At 60.0% G+C, this 572-nt stretch carries 2 protein-coding genes; both read left to right on the top strand.

The genetic code is table 11. The annotated features are described in order from the left end of the window. The coding region (locus E4P29_RS25780; protein ID WP_280634557.1) for a carboxyl transferase domain-containing protein at positions 1-236 on the top strand (236 nt) is incomplete at its 5' end. 20 nt (positions 237-256) lie between these two features. Further along, entirely contained in the window at positions 257-481 is a 225-nt protein-coding gene (locus tag E4P29_RS25785; RefSeq protein WP_245154502.1) for an acyl-CoA carboxylase epsilon subunit, read from the top strand. The last annotated feature ends 91 nt before the right edge of the window (positions 482-572 follow it).

Raw genomic sequence — 572 nt, forward strand, 5'->3', positions numbered from 1 at the left:
GCAAGCAGTTGCTCGAGGCCGCGAAGAACGGTGAGGACGTCGATGCGTTGCGGCTCGAGTTGCAGCAGCAGTACGAGGACACGTTGGTCAATCCGTACGTCGCTGCCGAACGCGGGTACCTCGATGCCGTCATCCCGCCCAGTCACACCCGCGGGCAGATCGTGACCGCGTTGCGTCTGCTCGAACGCAAACAAGTGACCCTGCCCCCGAAGAAACACGGAAACATCCCACTATGAACGAAGCGAATCATGACGCAGTGAGCGAAGCGAATCATGCTGCCGCGTCTGCCAGTTGGTCGTTTCGCGGAAGTCCGACGGACTCCGAGATTGCTGCTGTCGTCGCGGTTCTGACTGCCGCGCAGTCGTCGGTGGCCGAGGACGTGCCGGCCCCGATCGATCTGTGGGGTCGCCCGGAAGATATGCATCGTTACGGACTCGCCAGTGCCCCAGCTCTTTTCGTCAATGCCCGATTCGGCCAGTGAAGGACTTCGCACAGATGACCACCTCTACCTCCCATAAGAAGATTTCCAAGGTTCTTGTTGCCAATCGTGGTGAGATCGCGGTTCGGGTGAT

It is taken from the genome of Rhodococcus sp. 1R11 (assembly GCF_004563845.1).
Taxonomy (GTDB): Bacteria; Actinomycetota; Actinomycetes; order Mycobacteriales; family Mycobacteriaceae; genus Rhodococcoides.